Genomic DNA, 16,637 nt, shown 5'->3' on the forward strand with positions numbered 1-16,637 from the left:
AGGGTCTACAGCAGCCCCCGTTCAGCCATGGATACGGGGGTGTCGGCGATCACCACGTGATCGAGTATCCGCACATCCACCAGCCCGAGGGCCTCGGTCAAACGCCGGGTGATCGCGATATCCGAGCCCGAGGGCTCGGCCACCCCGGACGGGTGGTTGTGGGCAAGGATCACCGCGGCCGCATTGTGGTGCAGCACACGCCGCACGACCTCGCGCGGGTGCACGGCGGCGCCGTCAATCGTGCCGCGGAACAGCTCCTCGAAGGCGATCACCCGATGGCGGTTATCCAGGAACAGGACCGCGAAGACCTCGAAGGGATAGTCGCGCAGACGCGCCGCAAGGAACTGGCGGGTGGCAGTCGGCGAGGTCAACGCATCGCCACGCTCCAGGTCGGCGGCGAGGTGCCGCCGACCCATCTCGAGCACCGCCTGGAGCTGGGCGTATTTGGCATCCCCCAGCCCCGGCGCCGCGCAAAATCCCGCCTGATCGGACTGCAATAGAGGCCGCAGCCCGCCGAAGCGGCTGAGCAGATCGCGCGCGACATCGACCGCGCTCTTGCCGGCCACGCCGGTGCGCAGAAAGATCGCCAGCAGCTCTGCGTCCGAAAGCGCAGCCGCGCCCCGTTCGATCAGCTTCTCCCGCGGGCGCTCGGCCGCGGGCCAGTCGGTAATCGCCATCCCCACCTCCCTGTGGTTCAGTCGTTTGGTTTTTTCGTTCCAGGCCGTCTCGGTCATCCCGACCGTAGCGAAGAACCGTAGGATGCGTTGAGCGGCAGCGAAACGCATCGATTCGGACACCAATGGCAAGCATGATGCGTTTCGCTGCCGCTCAACGCATCCTACGACCCTGCTGGTAGCCCTCGGTCAGTCCTAGAAGCGGGAGATATCACGCACCGCGCCGAAGGCGGCGGAGGTCGTCATCAGGGCGTAGGCGCGCAGGGCCTGGGTGACCGGGCGGGTCCGCGACTCGGGCTTCCAGGCCTTCGCGCCACGGGCCTCCATCGCCTCGCGCCGGGCTGCCAGGGTGGCGTCGTCGACGTCGATGCGGATCTCGCGCCCGGGGATGTCGATCACGATGGTGTCGCCCTCCTCGATCAGGCCGATCGCGCCGCCCTGCGCGGCCTCCGGGGAGACGTGGCCGATGGACAGCCCGGAAGTACCGCCGGAGAAGCGCCCGTCGGTGATCAGCGCGCATTCCTTGCCCAGCCCCTTGGACTTCAGATACGAGGTCGGGTAGAGCATCTCCTGCATGCCGGGGCCGCCCTTCGGACCCTCGTAGCGGATGATCACGACGTCACCCGCCTGGATGCGGTCACCGAGGATCGCCTCGACGGCCGCGTCCTGGCTCTCGAACACCCGCGCGGGGCCGGAGAACTTCAGGATGCTCTCGTCGACCCCCGCGGTCTTCACGATGCAGCCGTCCGGGGCCATGTTGCCGTAGAGCACGGCCAGGCCGCCGTCCTGGGAGTAGGCATGTTCGATATCGCGGATACAGCCGTTCTCGCGGTCGATGTCGAGGCTGTCCCAGGTCTTGTCCTGGCTGAACGCGACCTGAGTGGGCACGCCGCCCGGCGCGGCCTTGTACAGGGTCTCGGAGGCAGCGGCGTGGCGCATCACATCCCACTGCTCCAGCGCCTGGCCCATGGTGTCGGCGTGGACCGTCGGGATATCGCGGTGGATCAGCCCACCACGGTCCAGCTCGGCCAGGATGCCGACGACGCCACCGGCGCGGTGCACGTCCTCCATGTGATAGAGCTGGGTGGCCGGCGCCACCTTGCACAGGTTCGGGACCTTGCGCGACAGGCGGTCGATATCCGCCATGGTGAAGTCCACGTCGCCCTCGCGCGCGGCCGCCAGCAGGTGCAGCACGGTATTGGTGGAGCCGCCCATCGCGATGTCCAGGCTCATCGCGTTCTCGAAGGCCTCGAAGGTGGCGATCGAACGCGGCAGCACGGATTCGTCGTCCTGCTCGTAGTAGCGCTTCGCGAGCTCGACCACGCGCCGACCGGCCTGTTCGAACAGCGACTTGCGCCCGGCATGGGTGGCCAGCAGCGAGCCGTTGCCCGGCAGCGACAGGCCCAGGGCCTCGGTCAGGCAGTTCATCGAGTTGGCGGTGAACATGCCGGAGCAGGATCCACAGGTCGGGCAGGCGGAGCGCTCGATGGCCTCCACCTCCTCGTCGCTGGCGCTGGAGTCCGCGGCCTTGACCATCGCATCCACCAGATCCAGGTGGATCACGTTGTCGGTACCCGGCTGCTTCACCTTGCCAGCCTCCATCGGGCCGCCGGAGACGAAGACCACCGGGATGTTCAGACGCATCGCGGCCATCAGCATGCCCGGGGTGATCTTGTCGCAGTTCGAGATGCACACCAGCGCATCGGCGCAGTGGGCATTGACCATGTACTCCACCGAATCGGCGATAATCTCGCGCGAGGGCAGCGAATAGAGCATCCCGCCGTGGCCCATCGCGATACCGTCATCCACCGCGATGGTGTTGAACTCCTTGGCCACACCACCGGCCTTCTCCACTTCGCCGGCGACCAGCTGGCCCAGATCCTTCAGGTGCACGTGCCCGGGCACGAACTGGGTGAAGGAGTTGGCGATGGCGATGATCGGCTTGCCGAAGTCGCCATCCTTCATGCCGGTGGCGCGCCACAGGGCGCGGGCGCCGGCCATGTTGCGGCCGTGGGTGGTGGTGCGGGAACGATAGGCGGGCATGGTCGGATCTCGTGAACGTTTATGCAGATGCGGAATCGTACATAATGAGTCGTACAAACCCCAGTTTCCGGAGGAAACGTTGATGAAAATCGAGGTCGAGAACATCAAATGTGGCGGCTGCGCCAGCTCCATCCGCAAGGGCCTGATGCAGGTCGAAGGCGTCACTGAAGCCGAGGTCGATGTGGAAGGCGGCGCCGTGGAAGTCCATGCCCCGGATAGCGCCCGCGAAGCGGTCGCGGCGAAGCTGGCCAGCATGGGCTACCCCGAGGTGGGCTCGGTCTCCGGTCTGCGTTCCGCCAGCGCCAAGGCCAAGTCCTTCGCCAGCTGCGCCGTGGGGCGCATGAGCGGCGACTAGCCGGCAACGGACGGCATGCGTGCAGTCTCGCGTATCGCGCCCGCCCTCGTGGCGGGCGCGGCTTTGCTGGGGGTCCTGCTGCTGTGGGGCGCGACCCAGGCCGAGTCCGGCCTGCCCGTCGCCGAACTCAAGGTCGGCGAGCGCACGCTGACCATCGAGATCGCCGCCGACGAGCCGGCCCGCCGCCAGGGCCTGATGTACCGCGAGGAACTGGCCGACGACCGCGGGATGCTGTTCGTCTGGGACCGCCCGGCACGTTACGCGATGTGGATGCGCAACACCTACATCCCGCTGGACGTCGCGTTCATTGATACCGACTACCGCATCACCAACATCGAGACCATGGAGCCGCAGACCACCACCCTGCACGAAGCCGAGCGCGACGTGCTCTATGCGCTGGAGGTCAACGCGGGCTGGTTCGCGGAAAACGATGTCAGCGCCGGCGACCGGATCGACGATCTCCCGCGCGCACTGGGCAAGAAATAGCCCAGATCTCACACTGATGCGCCCACCGCGTGCTTTCCCTACACTGTCCGACAAGCCCATCCGCGCGCGGACACGCCCGTGAACCCTCCCGCCACCGCCAGTGCCACGCCCGGCGCACCCAGTGAAACCCGGGCCGCCCCGCACCCCTCGGAACTCGACTGGTTCCGCGGGGCGGTGCCGTATATCGCCGCGCACCGGGGTCGAACCATGGTCATCGCCCTGGCCGGCGAGGCTGCGCTGGCACCGGAATTCCCGGAGCTGATGCGCGATATCGCCAAACTGCACGCGCTCGGTGTGCGTGTGGTGCTGGTCTATGGCGTGCGCCCCCAGATCGAGGCCCGACTGGCCGAGAGCGGCCTGACGCCGCAGTACGCGGAGGGCCTGCGAGTCACCGACGCGCCGGCGCTGGAGGCGGTACTGGATGCAGTCGGCCGGCTGCGCCTGCAGATCGAGGGCCTGCTGTCGCGCAGCCTGGGGCAGCCGGGCACCGGCAATGCACGGCTGCGCGTGGCCAGCGGCAATTTCGTCACCGCGCGCCCGCTTGGCGTGCGTGGCGGCGTGGACTTTCACTACACCGGCGAGGTGCGCGGGGTCGATACCGAGGCCCTGCGCAACCTGCTGGACCAGGATCAGGTGGCGCTGGTTTCGCCGCTGGGGTACTCGCCCACCGGTGAGGTGTTCAACCTCTCCGGCGAGGACGTGGCAACCCAGGTCGCGATCGCCCTGAACGCGGACAAGCTGATCTTCCTGACCGAGGCGGGGGTCCTGCGCGATCCACAACACGGGGTCCTGGGCCAGCTGACCGTGCCCGCCGCGGAACGGCTCCTGGCGGAATCGGACGATCTGCCGGAGGAGCTGGCCAATCACCTCAAGAGCGCGATCGATGCCTGCCGCCAGCGCGAGATGCGCGTCCACCTGGTGGACCGCCATGACGATGGCGGGCTGCTGATCGAGCTGTTCACCCGCCAGGGGATCGGCACGCTGGTCTCGCGCGAACCGCTGGAGCGGCTGCGTCAGGCAACGATCGACGATGTCGGCGGTATCCATGCCCTGCTGCAGCCGCTGGAGGCCGAGGGCATCCTGGTCCATCGTGCACGCGAGCACCTGGAGCTGGAAATCGAGCGCTTCCAGGTGCTGGATGTCGACGGTCTGATCATCGGCACCGCCGCGCTGTATCCGTTTGGCGAACAAGCGGCGGAGATCGCCTGCCTGGCTCTGCACGCCGACTATCGCGGCAGCGGACGGGGCGACCGCCTGCTGGCGGCCATGGAGTCACTGGCGCGGGAACAGGGCGCACGGCAGCTGTTCGTGCTGACGACCCGCACCGCGCAGTGGTTCCAGGAGCGCGGCTACACGACCGGAAAGGTCGACGATCTGCCGCCCGAGCGGCGCGCGCACTACAACCAGGCGCGAAACTCCCGGGTCTACACGAAACGGCTCCAGCCCTGACCCCGGCCGCCCGCCGCAACCGCGCCATCAGCGCCGGCGGCGGGTGACCTCCTCCCGCGAATCCCCCTCGGTCTCTGGGCGGCGATTGATCGGATAGCTGTCGGCGGGCCCGACGAATGGCTGGATCAGCATGCGATCGAGCCGCTCCCAGGCGGGGTCGCGGAACTGGTTCAGCCCAATCGTCATCCCGTCATGCCCGTCCTGCGGCTGCGCGCGGTAGGTCCCCATGATCCGGTCCCAGAGCGAGAGGTTGAATCCGAAGTTCGAGTTGGTCTCGTGCGGATACCAGGAATGGTGGACGCGGTGGAAGTCCGGCGTGACGATGAACCAGCGCAGCACCCGGTCCACCGCGGCCGGCATGCGCACGTTGGAGTGGTTGAACAGGGCCAGCGAGCTGAGGATCACCTCGAAGATCAGCACCGCCAGTGCCGGGGCGCCGATTGCGACCACCACCATGGCCTTGATACCGAACGACAGCACAATTTCCAGCGGGTGGAAGCGCAGGCCGGTGGTCACGTCGAAGTCGAGATCCGCATGGTGCATGCGGTGCAGCCGCCACAGCGACGGGACGGCATGAAACATCACGTGCTGGGCCCAGATCGCGAAATCGAGGACCACGACCGCGATCAGCACGACCAGCCAGAAGGGCAGGTCCAGCATCTGCAGCAGCCCCCAGCCCTGGGTCTCGACGAACAGCCCCAGGCCCACCAGCCCCGCCGGGAACAGGAACCGGGTCAGCAGCGTGCCGGTAATCACCACGCCCCAGTTATTCGACCAGCGATAGGCCTTGCCCACCGACAGGGGACGTCGCGGCCCCAGGATCTCCCAGGTCGCCATGATCGCCAGAACGGACAGCAGGATGCCGACCCGAATGATCGGCTCCTGCGCCAGAAACCAGTCCGCCATGTGTGTGCCCTGCGTTCGCTTCAGGCGCGGTCGCGCCCCTGCCTACTGACCGAAGCGCGCCTCGTTGCGTTCATGGGCCTCCTGGGCCGCCACGCTCAGGGTCGCGATCGGACGAGCCTCCAGGCGAGCGATACCGATCGGTTCGCCGGTCTCCTCGCAGTAGCCGTACTCGCCCAGATCAATACGCGCCAGGGCCGCATCGATCTTGTTCAGCAGCTTGCGGTAGCGATCGCGCGTGCGCAGCTCCAGCCCGGCATCGGCCTCGTGAGTCGCGCGGTCGTTGGGGTCCGGTTCCTGCCAGCTCTCGGTGCGCAGGTGCTCGAGCGTCTGCTCGGACTCCTCGATCAGTTCCGCACGCCAGGCCTCGAGCTTGGCGCGAAAGTAGTCCAGCTGACGCGGATTCATGTAGGGTTCGTCCTCGGACGGACGATACCCGGACTCCAGGATAGTTTCGGCTTCTTGGCTCATATCGGCCCCTCGCCGGACCGCCTTCCGACCCCATGTCGGAACGGACCCGGCACGACGACAGGTACACCCGATCCAGTATAGGGCACTTCCCCACGCGGACGGCAAACGCCGCGCAACAATCGCAGGACTTCATGGGAACCCATGCACACCATGAGCACCACGCAGCGCCTGATCCAGATCAGTGACACCCACCTGGGCCGCGTGCCCGGGCCGATCCGGGCCGGCTATCCGGACAGCGACACCCAGCTGGAACGAATCCTCGGCGCCCTGCCCCGGGAGCCGGCGGCGGATGCCCTGCTCCTGAGCGGCGATCTGGCCGAGGATCCGGAACCAGCGACCTATGCTCGGCTGGCGCGACTGCTGGGCAGCCGGCGCGAACCGATGCTCGCACTCGCCGGCAACCACGACGATTGCCAGACCCTGCGCACCGCCCTGGAGCCCGAGACCTGTCAAGTCCATGGCGAGAGGATGCTGGGGCCCTGGAAGCTGATCGGCCTGGATTCCAGCACACCCGGCGAGGCGGCCGGGCGTCTGGACGCGTCAGAGTGCGAGCGCCTGGAGAAAAGCCTGTCGGCCGATCCGGACCGCCCTACCGTCGTCGCCCTGCACCATCCGCCAGTGGCCATTGGCAGTGCCTGGATGGATCGGCTGGGGCTGCTGGATCCGGACGCGCTGTTCGCGGTGCTCGACCGCCATCCGCAGGTGCGCGCCTGCCTGTTCGGGCACATCCACCAGGACTTCCGGGCCCGGCGGGGTGCGATCGAGCTCCTCGGAAGCCCGTCGACCTGCGTGCAGTTCACGCCGGGCTCCGAAGAGTTCGCCGTGGATGCGGCCCTGGACGCCGGCTACCGCATTCTGGATCTGCACCCGGATGGGCGATTCGATACGCAGGTGGTCCGCGTACCGGGGACCCGCATCGCCATGGAACCTTCGGCATGAATACGCCAGACGCCCGCGCCCAGTCCTTGCAGCACTGGCTGGACACCCTGCCCGGGGCGTTCGAGGACCTGCGCCTGCTGCGGGCGGATGCGAGCTTTCGCCGCTATTTCCGAGCCCGTCGGGACGGGGTGTCGGTCGTGATCATGGACGCCCCGCCCGAACGCGAGGCAACCGAGCCCTTCGTACGAATCGCCCGGCTGCTGGAGGGTCTGGGGCTGCGACCGCCCCGGGTACTGGAACACGAGCCCGACTCGGGCTTTGTGCTGCTGGAGGACCTGGGGGACCGCACCTTCACCCGGGCCCTGGCCGAGGGGGCGAACGAATGGCCGCTGTACCAGCGCGCCCTGGATACGCTCGCCACGCTGCATCAGCGCTGGCCCGAGCAAGGCCGCGCTGATCACATCCCCCCCTATGACCGCGAGCGCCTGCTGGCAGAGACGGCCCTGTACGCGGACTGGTACTGGCCGCGGCTGCGGGGTCACGCCATGCCGGAGGCCATGCGTGCGGAGTTCGACGCCGCCTGGCACCAGGTGCTGGAGGCCCTGCCAGGTCTCCCGGACGCCCTGGTGCTACGCGATTTCCATGTCGACAATCTGATGCTGCCTCCCGGCGACGAGCAGGCCTGCGCGCTGCTGGACTTTCAGGATGCGGTGATCGGCAGTCCCGCCTATGACGTGGTCTCGCTGCTGGAAGACGCTCGCCGCGAGGTCTCGGCCGACACGGTCGCCCGCGGGCTCGAACACTACCTGGCGAACGCGGACATGCCCCGCGCGTCGTTCATGGCGCACTATCACGTGCTGGGCGTGCAGCGCACGGTGAAGATCCTGGGCATCTTCGTGCGCCTGGCCGAACGCGACGGCAAGCCCCGCTATCTGGAGCACCTGCCGCGCCTGCACCGACTGCTGGAACAGGGCCTGCGCCACCCCGAACTGGGGCCGGTCGCCCGCTGGTTCGCTGCCCATGCGGCCAGGGAGCACGCCTGATGCGCGCGATGATCCTGGCCGCCGGACGCGGCGAGCGCATGCGCCCGCTGACCGACCATTGCCCGAAGCCACTGCTCCCGGTCGCCGGACGCCCGCTGATCGCCTACACCCTGGAACGCCTGGCCCGGGCCGGCTACCGCACGGTGGTGATCAACACCGCACACCTGGGCGCACAGATCCGCGAGGCGCTGGGGGCCGAGTACGCAGGCACGCGACTGTTGTACTCCGAGGAACCGGAGGGGGCGCTGGAAACCGCGGGGGGCATCCGCCAGGCCCTGCCGCTGCTGGGCGACGGGCCGTTTCTGGTGGTCAATGGCGACGTCTGGTGTGAGCACCCGCTCCACCCTCCCGCCCAACAGCCGCTCGCGGAAAGCGGCCCGCTTGCGCACCTGGTGCTGGTGGACAACCCGCCGCACCATCCGCAGGGCGACTTTCGACTGTCCGGCGGGCGGGTATCGCTGGATACCGGCACGCCGCTGACCTTCAGCGGCATCGGCTGGTATCACCCCGCGCTGTTCGCTGGCCTGCCCGAAGGGCGCCGCCCGCTGGGACCCTTATTGCGCGAGGCCATCGGCGGCGGGCGGGTGAGCGGAGAGCGCTACAGGGGGGACTGGCGCGACATCGGCACCCCCGAACGCCTCGCGACGCTGGAGGCGGACATCGACCGAAGTCGGGATCACGGCTTGATGTAGGTGTAGCCCGCGCGCTGCAGCCGCGTCAGCTCGCCAATGCCCGAGGACACACGGTCCTTGGGCTCGGCATCATGCAGATCGTCCAGCTCGATCCCGCGCTTGTCCAGGGTGTTGCCGCAGACGAGGAACCGCACATCCTGCATCTTCAGGGTGTCCACAGTACTGCGAAGGTCGGGGTCGTCCTTGGCGTGCTGCAGCAGACTGACCCCGCCACCGTGCATCACGACCTTGATCTCCAGACGATCCACCGCACTGCCGTCGATATGGTTCTGCAGGTTGCGCAGGGCATTGAGGTGCAGAGCCGGATCATCGGCATTGATGTGATAGACCACCTGCAGTGTGTCGTCGGCATCAGCGGTCTCGCCGCCGTCTCGCTCGAACGAGAACAGGGCCCAGGTGACCCCCAGCGACAGTACGAAAAGCGCCCCGGCCAGGAACCAGCCGGGGCGCGCGAGAAACGAGAGGGGGTTCATCGCCAGGCCGAACCCTCGGGATGACCTGCGACTGGCGCGATCATACCTTGATGTAGATCCAGCCTTCGGCCTGACGGCGCGCGGCCTCGGCTACGCCGGAATCGATCCGTTCGGCCTGCGGGAGGATGTCCACCGTGCCACCCTCCTCGCGGGCCAGACGATCGAGGGTCTGGGTGCAGGCCGTGAAACGCAGGCTCGCATACTCCTGGCTGAGCGCCGCAACCCGCTCGGGATACGGAGCCCGGTCCGTGCGCAGGAAATCCATCGCGTTGTTGTGCACCACGACCTGCACGTTCAGCTCGCGACCATCGGCCGCCGCGTCGCGGTACATCGCCTCGATGTCGTCCAGCAGCTCGGCCATGGATTTCGGGTCGGCCTCGTTGATATGCAGCAGGATCTGGTCAGTCTCGGTCGCCGCGACGACCTGCGGCGCGGAACCATCGGCCTGATCGCTACCGGCAATCAGCGCCGTCTCGCCGGCATCACCACCGATCCAGGCGGTTGGTTCGCCACTCCCGAGGAATCCGGCATCGCGCGTAATCTCGTAACCCGCCAGGGACCCCAGCACGAGCGCCACCACCCCGGCCGCCATCGACGGGAACCAGTGGGTACGTGATGATCGGGAGATACGACAGCGTCCGCCGCCTGACTGGGCCGTGGGAAGGTCCTCGTAGGCCATGCCCACCAGCTCCTTGAGCTGGTGCATATCGCAGACCTCTCGGCTCAGGCGCTCGCTGGAGGAGATCAGCTTCAGTGTATTGAGGCGATCCTCGGGCGAGAATTCGCCATCGACGAACGCATTGAGAATCTCCTCGCTGGGGCGATCCTGCGCATTGAGACGGTGTTCAGCCATGCCGATTCCTCACTACCTGAAGATGGGGTCCATCAGCCGCTTGCCCCTGGTCGGCCTGCTGTTCCAACAGCACCTTTTTCAGTTGCGCCCGAGCCCGGCTCAGGCGGCTCATTACGGTCCCGATCGGCACATCCAGCACCTCCGAGACCTCTGCGTATGCGAACCCCTCCAGGTCCACGAGCGACACCACCTGTCGATGATCCGCGCTCAACTGCGCCATCGCACGGTGGACATCCGACACCATCCGGTTGCGTTCGGTCTGCATCTCCGGACAGTCCTCGCAGGGCAGCTCCATGCTGTCCACGTCCACCGTATCCTTCTGCCGCCGTCCCCAGTCCCGGTAGCAGTTGGTCATGATGCGGAACACCCAGGCCTTCAGGGCGCTCTCGTCCTGCAGCGATTTCAGCCGGGTCAGGGCCTTCATCATCGCTTCCTGCACCAGGTCGTCGGCCAAAGCGGCGTCGTGACACCAGGCAAAGGCCATGCGGTACATTTGCGGTCGAAGGTCACAGACCTTCTGGCGCAACCGCCTCTGTGCGAACCAGGTCGCCATGTTGTATTTCCTCCATCCGCAGGGCCGTACGTGCGGCCTTGCTTGTTCTTGTACCTTGTAGGACGCTACCCCACGCAGCGCTATTCCGGTCCAGGCCCTTCTCTTTGTGGCCTGCGTCCCGAATCCCCAGCCTCAGGATACCCAATGCCCTTCGATCCGCAACAACTGGAAGCCTCCTTTGCATTCGACCCGGAGACCACCCGTGACCTGCGCGAGCGCTGGTCGCGTCTGATCACGGATGCCGTCTGGGGCGACCTGAAGACCGGGACGATCGGGGCAGTACCCCGCCTGCGCAAGCGCCTGCTGGAGCTGGGCGAGAACCTGCGGTCGCTGTTGTCCGACCGCGCCTGGATTCCGCACGAGCGCGAACGCGTGAAGGGGGCGATGGCGGCCGCGCTCAACCTGCGCGACAGCCTGCAGCAGACCGACCGGGCGGCGAAGCTGCTGAACGGGGGCGAGGATTTCGCGGCCTTCGAGGCCGACTACCTGGCCTTTCGCAAGGCGCTACTGACCTTCCTCGAACAGCACGAACAGGTCTGGGGTGATCTCCTGGAAAGCCTCTACGACGACGCGCCGGACGAGGACTGACTTTGGGCCAGGAGATCGCCGACGAGCACTTCAACGCACAGGACTACGAGCGTTTTCGCGCCGCCCTGGGTCGCGAGACGGCGCTGCTGCACGAATGGCTGGAACAGCAGACGGATGGCCCCGAAGTCCCGCCACGACTCGGGTTCGAGATCGAGGCCTGGCTTTGCGATGCGGCCGGACGCCCCCTGCCGGTCAACCAGGGGGTCCTCGAATCGATGGACAGCCCCCTGGCCACGCTGGAACTCGCCCAGTTCAACCTCGAGCTCAACTCGTCGGTCTTCCAGGTAGGCCCCGGATGCTTTGCGGCGATCCTCTCGGAGCTGAACGAGACCCTGCGCCAGGCACGCCGCGCCGCACGCCACCATCAGGCCGAGCTGCTGATGGCCGGCACGCTCCCAACCATCCAGCCGGAGGACCTCGGCCTGCACCACATGTCGCCCCAGGCGCGCTACCGCGCACTGAACACGGCGGTGCTGGAACAACGTGCACAACGGCCGCTCAAGCTCGACATCGTCGGGCGCGAACATCTGCAGCACGCCCACCGCGACGTGATGCTGGAGGCCCTGGCCACCTCGTTCCAGGTCCACACGGAGACCCGTCCAGCAGTCGCCCACCGCGCCTACAACGCCAGCCTGGTGGCCAGCGCCCCGGTACTGGCCGCAGCCGGCAATACCCCGTTTGTGTTCGGCCATGATCTGTGGTGCGAGAGCCGCATCCCGGTGTTCGAACAATCGGTCGAGGTGGGTGGCTTTGCCGACAGCGCGCGCGGCCCGATCCGACGCGTGACCTTTGGCACGGGGTACCTGCATCACTCGATCGGCGAACTCTTTACCGAGAATCTGGAGCACTTTCCGGTGCTGTTGCCGGCCAGGCTCGATGCCCCGTCGCGGGAGCTGCGCCATCTGGCCCTGCACAACGGGACGATCTGGCGCTGGACGCGCCCCATCGTGGGCGTCGACGACCGCGGCCACCGCAACCTGCGGCTGGAGTTCCGCTGTCTGCCGGCCGGGCCCACGCTGATCGACATGCTGGCGAACACGGCGTTCGCGATGGGACTGACCGAACACCTGATCCACGGATCGCCCGACGGCACGCTGGGCACACCCTTCTCGGAGGCACGCGACAACTTCTACAATGCCGCGCGCTACGGGCTGGATGCCAGACTGCGCTGGGGACACGCGGAGCCGGAGCCGGCCCCCCGGCTGATTCGGCGGCACCTGCTGCCGCGGGCCGCCGCGGGACTCGAGCGTCTGGGCGTGGACCCCGCCGAGGCCAACAGCCTGCTCGGAATTATCGCGGCGCGCACGGCCACGCGGCAGACCGGGACCCAGTGGCAGCGCGACTGGGTCGAGCGTCATGGTCGGGACTGGTCCGGCCTCGTGCGCGCCTATCGCGGCTGGCAAAACACCGGCTCGCCGGTCCACACCTGGGGACTCTGATTCGACCCATGACCCAAGACCTGCCCGAACTCCACGAACTGCCTGATGGCTTTCTCGACGCCACCCCGCAGAACCTGCACGAGTGCGTACCGGAGCCCACACTGATCCACCTGGAGGGGCAACGCAGCCCGGCGGTCGCGGTCGTCCTTCTGCTGCACGGCAACGAGCCCGTGGGCCTGCAGGCGGTCCAGCAGCTGCTGCGACACTACACCGGGAAGCCCCTGCCACGGGCACTGACGCTGATCATCGGCAACCCGCGCGCCGCGGCCGTCAGCCAGCGCCATCTCGACGAGCAACCGGACTTCAATCGCATCTGGCCCGGTACCGAGCAGGCGGGATCGCCGGAGGCCGAGCGCTTCGCCGAGGTCTGTCGCCGCCTGGAACAGCGCGGGCTGTTCGCCGCGGTCGATTTGCACAACAACACCGGGCGCAACCCACATTACGCCTGCATCAACCGCCTGGACCCGGCCTTCATGAACCTGGCGGCGCTGTTCGGGCGCACAGTGGTTTACTTCACGCGCCCGCGCGGCGTCGCCTCGATGGCCCTGGCGCGTATCGCCCCCTCGGTGACGCTGGAATGTGGCCCGCCGAATGACGAGTCAGGCATCCAGCACGCCTTCGAGATGCTGGACGCGGTGCTGCACCTGGATCACTTTCCGGAGCATCCGCCACGCGCCGGCGATATCGAGATCTTCCACACCGTGGCCCAGGTGCGCGTACGACCCGGGCTGCAGGCCGGGCTGGACGCCCAGCACGATGTCCGGCTCGAACCCGACCTGGACCGCCTGAACTTCCAGTTGCTCCCGGCCCGCTCGACACTGGTGCATATCCGCCCCGAGGTCGACAGCCCGCTGGTCGCGATTGCCGAGGACGGAAGCGAGGTGACCGCTCAATATCTGGAGACGCATGGCGACGAGATCCAGCTCAAGCGCGCGGCGATGCCGTCGATGCTGACGCTGGATTCACGGGTAATCGCACAGGATTGCCTGTGCTACCTGATGGAGCCCCTGGCCCTGCCTTGACGAGCGCTCTGCCCCTGACGCCTCAGGGGCAGCCCCAACATTCTTACTTCTTGCTGCTGGTCCGGCGCTTGGTCGCAGTCGTACCGGTCTTGCCGTCGTTCAGGCTGATGATCTGCGTCTTGCTGGTGCGGTGGCGGTAGATTTCGCGCAGATAGCGAATCGCCTGCTTGACGTTCTCTCGACTCAGCCGGATGTCATTGATCGAGACGAAGCTCTGCTCGTCGCTGCACATCTCGCGATATTTTTTCTCGTACATCGGTTTGATCGCGTACCAATTGGTATCAAGGATGCGCGTCGGGTTCTCGAACTCGTTGAGCATGTCGTCCACGCGCTGTTCGTCGAATTCCTCGGCCCGGATCAGGTCCAGAACCGCATGGTCGAGGGTGTCATCGAAGCGGGTCTTGTCATTGGCGAAGCAGCGCTTGATGTAGGCAACGAACAGGGTCAGGAAGTCGTCCGACAGGCAGGGGCTCTTCACCACCAGGGTGGTCAGCGACAGGTTGGCCGAGGCCCCGATGACCAGGGCGTAGCGCTTGAGCGTGGTGTTCGGGAACAGCCCGTTCAGGTGCGTCTTCAGCCGGTTCAGGTCCATGTAGGACAGCTTGTAGTCCTTGGGCAGCGACAGGATCGTGACGATAGACGAGCAGTTCTTGAAGAAGTGCAGGTCGCGCAGATGGACCGCGTCCATGCTCGACTCCTTGTATTTCTTCAAGGCCTCGCGGTAGCGCGGGGCATCGATCGGCAGCAGGCTGATGCCCTCGATCGCCTCGGTCTGCTTGTTGAAATGCGGCAGATCGATGGAGCGATAAAACAGGTCATCGATATCCAGCGAACCCTGCCCGACCGGGGCCTGCTCGCCGGTCGCCACCTCGGACTCCGCGTAGGCCACGGCCACCGGCCCCGCCAGGCTCATGAAGAGATCGTTCGCATCCAGGCGGATCGTCTCGCCGATGTCGACCCCCGCACGGCGGAAGTAGTCTTCATCGTAGTCCGTGGTGACCGCCTGCGCGGTCAGGATGTTGAAGATCTGCTGGGAGATGTACTGGTTGGCGTACTTCTCCATGGCGTTGACATCGACGTTGCGGATATTGCCGTCGTCGGTCTCCTCCGCGTAGCGCATGATGTCGTTGGAGATCAGCATCATCGCGTTCCAGGGGCGGATGCGATGCATCATGTCCTCGTCGCGGGTCTCCTCGGCCTCGAAGTTGTAGGAGAAATCCCATTCCTCCGCGAGATACTTGCACAGCAGACGCCCGGCATTGATGTGCAGCGCCTCGGACATCTCCACCCGGTTGTCCTGGATGTTCGGCAGGATGCAGATACCGGCGGCAAAGATCGGCTCGAACACGAACGAGTGGTCGCGGTTGGCCTTGTCGCGCTTTTCCAGCTTCGGGTCGAAGGTCTTGCGCATGTAGGAGTACTGTTGCGCCAGCCCGAATTCCGAGGCCATGCCGGAGCCCGTACCGCCGCCGGCGCTGAAGATGTAGAAGTACAGCCGCGACTGGTTGGCCTTGATCCCGCAGGAATCGATCAGATAGGAGTGGATGAACTTCCAGTCCTCGTTGGAGAACTGATCGGTGTCCTTGTTCAGGATGATGCGCGCCAGGTACTGGCCCAGGATCGGCGCGTTACCGGCCCCGCCGGCATGCACCTCGGACAGATCCATGATCTTCATCTTGTTGTAGTTATCGATGAAGTTGTCCTGCCCTGCACGACTGGAGAAGCGGATGCGCCCCTCGATGTCCTTGTCGAGATCGCCCAGCATCACCATCGGCTCGATCAGGAATACCGGCTTCACCGCATTGGACGGCGGCAGGTTCAGGCTCTTGCGAATCCAGCGCAGCGGCCGCATCTCCTTCTCGCGGCCACCATTTTCTTCGTTGTCCAGCTCGCGCATGTATTCCGAGCGCGCGCTGTGAACCAGCGCCGCCACATCGAGGGCGACGTTGGAGCCGCACCGGCCAACACCGATCAGGCACACGGACGGGAAGCACTGCTGCTTGTGTTCGTCGGCGGCGCTCCCCTTGGTCAGTCGCGGGAATACCGTGCTGCGCAGGTGATCGAGATTTTCGAGGATCCGGTCGAGGTCGCGCTCGGTAAAGTAGTGCGGTTCTGCGCGATCCTGGGTGGTGCGCATCGACGCGCGACTGGCACCCGCGGCCGGCATGGCCATGCGCGGCCGCGACGGTGGCGCCACGACCCCTTCAGTCAGGACGTTGTCCGCATCCTCGGGCGGGTTCTCCGGCGTGGTATCGCTGGGGTTGGACGTGGACATGCCTGTACTCCTGTATGAATCGCCAAAAATGAGCGCTGGTTCCTTGCGCCTCGCACTAAAGCATGGCGAGGGCGGGGTTTCAACCAGACAGGAGGCACGGGCCGACCGGCCACGTATGGCGGAGTATCACGCGATGCAGAAGCGTTCGACGGGCCGGCGGGTCGTCATACTAAAGACGGACGACACGGGGAAGCATCGTCTTGGAAAACTCAGCCGTCGCGCTCGACGCGCTCGAGCACCTGGGAGACATGATCACCCTTGCGGTAATTCGGCAGATCACGCTGCATGTCGGCCAGGGCCTTTTCGCGCGCCTGCTCGCTGTCATACCAGCGATAGGACTCCCAGTCGGGCCCCAGCAGGTGCGGCATGGCCATGGTGCTGCCTTCCGGCAGGCGGATGCGGATTCCGTAACGTTTCATGGAGTTCGTCCGATGTTGGT

The 16,637-nt window shown here is 66.4% G+C and carries 18 protein-coding genes; 9 read left to right on the forward strand and 9 right to left on the reverse strand.

The features are described 5' to 3' along the window. Positions 1 to 5 precede the first annotated feature (5 nt). Positions 6 to 677: a DNA repair protein RadC gene (gene radC, locus G015_RS0112750; protein ID WP_018649101.1), complete on the reverse strand. Its 672-nt coding sequence runs from the start codon at positions 675 to 677 to the stop codon at positions 6 to 8. Between the two features lie 192 nt (positions 678 to 869). Then, positions 870 to 2,717 carry a dihydroxy-acid dehydratase gene (ilvD, locus tag G015_RS0112755; RefSeq protein WP_012983654.1) on the reverse strand — a complete coding sequence of 616 codons (1,848 nt, stop codon included), beginning with the start codon at positions 2,715 to 2,717 and terminating at the stop codon, positions 870 to 872. A gap of 82 nt (positions 2,718 to 2,799) precedes the next feature. Between ilvD and G015_RS0112760 the strand changes: the two genes are divergently transcribed. From G015_RS0112760 to argA, 3 genes are all read left to right on the forward strand, one after another. Then, on the forward strand, positions 2,800 to 3,072 hold the full coding sequence (locus tag G015_RS0112760; RefSeq protein WP_012983655.1) for a heavy-metal-associated domain-containing protein: 273 nt from the start codon (positions 2,800 to 2,802) through the stop codon (positions 3,070 to 3,072). Between the two features lie 15 nt (positions 3,073 to 3,087). Then, positions 3,088 to 3,558 (forward strand): DUF192 domain-containing protein, encoded by a 471-nt coding sequence (locus tag G015_RS0112765; RefSeq protein ID WP_012983656.1) that lies wholly within the window; start codon positions 3,088 to 3,090, stop codon positions 3,556 to 3,558. 207 nt (positions 3,559 to 3,765) lie between these two features. Further along, on the forward strand, positions 3,766 to 5,007 hold the full coding sequence (gene argA / locus G015_RS0112770; RefSeq protein WP_018138916.1) for an amino-acid N-acetyltransferase: 1,242 nt from the start codon (positions 3,766 to 3,768) through the stop codon (positions 5,005 to 5,007). Positions 5,008 to 5,034: 27 nt separating this feature from the next. Here argA and G015_RS0112775 read toward each other — a convergent pair whose 3' ends face one another. Both G015_RS0112775 and dksA read right to left on the reverse strand, forming a co-directional pair. Then, the gene (locus tag G015_RS0112775; RefSeq protein WP_012983658.1) at positions 5,035 to 5,913 is read right to left on the reverse strand and encodes a sterol desaturase family protein; all 879 of its coding nucleotides are present in this window, start codon (positions 5,911 to 5,913) and stop codon (positions 5,035 to 5,037) included. Between the two features lie 42 nt (positions 5,914 to 5,955). Next, positions 5,956 to 6,381 (reverse strand): RNA polymerase-binding protein DksA, encoded by a 426-nt coding sequence (gene dksA / locus G015_RS0112780; RefSeq protein ID WP_012983659.1) that lies wholly within the window; start codon positions 6,379 to 6,381, stop codon positions 5,956 to 5,958. Between the two features lie 141 nt (positions 6,382 to 6,522). Here dksA and G015_RS0112785 point away from each other — a divergent pair, with 141 nt between their 5' ends. The 3 genes from G015_RS0112785 to murU are packed head-to-tail and all read left to right on the forward strand — an operon-like array spanning position 6,523 to position 8,995. Continuing rightward, the gene (locus tag G015_RS0112785; RefSeq protein ID WP_012983660.1) at positions 6,523 to 7,320 is read left to right on the forward strand and encodes a phosphodiesterase; all 798 of its coding nucleotides are present in this window, start codon (positions 6,523 to 6,525) and stop codon (positions 7,318 to 7,320) included. Beyond that, positions 7,317 to 8,303, forward strand: coding sequence for an aminoglycoside phosphotransferase family protein (locus G015_RS0112790; RefSeq protein ID WP_012983661.1), 987 nt, complete (start codon positions 7,317 to 7,319; stop codon positions 8,301 to 8,303). The genes G015_RS0112785 and G015_RS0112790 overlap by 4 nt, the downstream gene beginning before the upstream one ends. Then, positions 8,303 to 8,995 (forward strand): N-acetylmuramate alpha-1-phosphate uridylyltransferase MurU, encoded by a 693-nt coding sequence (gene murU / locus G015_RS0112795; protein WP_012983662.1) that lies wholly within the window; start codon positions 8,303 to 8,305, stop codon positions 8,993 to 8,995. Before G015_RS0112790 ends, murU begins: the two co-directional genes overlap by 1 nt. On the opposite strand, the gene G015_RS0112800 is transcribed toward murU, so the two are convergent. Genes G015_RS0112800 through G015_RS0112810 form a run of 3 tightly spaced genes read right to left on the reverse strand, consistent with a single transcriptional unit; the run spans position 8,980 to position 10,874 of the window. Continuing rightward, positions 8,980 to 9,468 carry a DsrE family protein gene (locus tag G015_RS0112800; protein ID WP_012983663.1) on the reverse strand — a complete coding sequence of 163 codons (489 nt, stop codon included), beginning with the start codon at positions 9,466 to 9,468 and terminating at the stop codon, positions 8,980 to 8,982. The genes murU and G015_RS0112800 overlap by 16 nt on opposite strands. A 40-nt stretch (positions 9,469 to 9,508) precedes the next feature. After that, a complete protein-coding gene (locus G015_RS0112805; protein WP_012983664.1) occupies positions 9,509 to 10,321 on the reverse strand; it encodes a hypothetical protein in 813 nt (270 codons plus the stop codon). Then, complete coding sequence (locus G015_RS0112810) at positions 10,314 to 10,874, reverse strand: RNA polymerase sigma factor (RefSeq protein ID WP_012983665.1); 561 nt, start codon at positions 10,872 to 10,874, stop codon at positions 10,314 to 10,316. The genes G015_RS0112805 and G015_RS0112810 overlap by 8 nt, the downstream gene beginning before the upstream one ends. A 144-nt stretch (positions 10,875 to 11,018) precedes the next feature. Here G015_RS0112810 and G015_RS0112815 point away from each other — a divergent pair, with 144 nt between their 5' ends. The 3 genes from G015_RS0112815 to G015_RS0112825 are packed head-to-tail and all read left to right on the forward strand — an operon-like array spanning position 11,019 to position 13,923. Next, positions 11,019 to 11,462, forward strand: coding sequence for a hypothetical protein (locus tag G015_RS0112815; RefSeq protein ID WP_012983666.1), 444 nt, complete (start codon positions 11,019 to 11,021; stop codon positions 11,460 to 11,462). 2 nt (positions 11,463 to 11,464) lie between these two features. After that, on the forward strand, positions 11,465 to 12,901 hold the full coding sequence (locus G015_RS0112820; RefSeq protein ID WP_020146849.1) for a glutamate--cysteine ligase GCS2: 1,437 nt from the start codon (positions 11,465 to 11,467) through the stop codon (positions 12,899 to 12,901). 8 nt (positions 12,902 to 12,909) lie between these two features. Continuing rightward, positions 12,910 to 13,923, forward strand: a complete 1,014-nt coding sequence (locus G015_RS0112825; protein ID WP_018138911.1) for a M14 family metallopeptidase — start codon at positions 12,910 to 12,912, stop codon at positions 13,921 to 13,923. A 43-nt stretch (positions 13,924 to 13,966) separates the two neighbouring features. Here the strand turns inward: G015_RS0112825 and G015_RS0112830 are convergent, their stop codons facing one another. Further along, complete coding sequence (locus tag G015_RS0112830) at positions 13,967 to 16,198, reverse strand: hypothetical protein (protein WP_018138910.1); 2,232 nt, start codon at positions 16,196 to 16,198, stop codon at positions 13,967 to 13,969. A 209-nt stretch (positions 16,199 to 16,407) separates the two neighbouring features. After that, complete coding sequence (locus G015_RS0112835; protein WP_018138909.1) at positions 16,408 to 16,617, reverse strand: hypothetical protein; 210 nt, start codon at positions 16,615 to 16,617, stop codon at positions 16,408 to 16,410. Between the last annotated feature and the right edge of the window lie 20 nt (positions 16,618 to 16,637).

Source organism: Thioalkalivibrio sp. ALJ15 (genome assembly GCF_000383695.1).
In the GTDB taxonomy this organism is placed as follows: Bacteria; Pseudomonadota; Gammaproteobacteria; order Ectothiorhodospirales; family Ectothiorhodospiraceae; genus Thioalkalivibrio.